Here is a 579-nt window from a genome sequence, read left to right as displayed (position 1 = left end):
TCCTCGACCACGGCGGCCAGCGGAACATACACGGTCAAGAGTGGTGTGAGCCTGCGGGCACGCAGCGGCGCCAGCACCTCGGACTCCATCGTGAAGGTCCTCGATCCGGGGACCACGGTGAACATCACGGGGAAGAACGGCGAGTGGTTCAGCTACCGCGACGGATCACAGACCCTGTGGGTCATGACCAGCTTCCTTGATCAGGCCAGCAGCTCCTCGAACACCGGGTCTTCGAACACCGGGTCTTCGACCACCCCGGCTTCCGGGAACTACCAGGTCAAGAGTGGTCTGAGCCTCAACGCTCGGACCGGTGCCTCTGCCACGAGCTCCAGCGCGAAGTTGCTCTCGGCAGGCACGAAGATCTCGATCACCGGCAAGAACGGGGACTGGGTCAGCTACCAGGACGGCTCCCGCACACTGTGGGTGCACTCGGACTACCTGACCGCGGCCAGCGCGTCGTCGTCCTCCTCCACCGGATCCTCCTCGACCACGGCGGCCAGCGGAACATACACGGTCAAGAGTGGTGTGAGCCTGCGGGCACGCAGCGGCGCCAGCACCTCGGACTCCATCGTGAAGGTC

The 579-nt window shown here is 64.9% G+C and carries 1 protein-coding gene; it reads left to right on the top strand.

Going from position 1 to position 579, the window contains the following annotated elements; all coding sequences use genetic code 11:
- Positions 1–45: 45 nt before the first annotated feature.
- The coding region (locus I2487_RS11620; protein ID WP_207173053.1) for an SH3 domain-containing protein at positions 46–579 on the top strand (534 nt) is incomplete at its 3' end.

This window comes from Nesterenkonia sp. E16_10 (assembly GCF_017347085.1).
In the GTDB taxonomy this organism is placed as follows: Bacteria; Actinomycetota; Actinomycetes; order Actinomycetales; family Micrococcaceae; genus Nesterenkonia.
The sequence above is the reverse complement of the archived record's forward strand: the minus strand, read 5'-3'. Positions and strand labels throughout refer to the sequence as shown.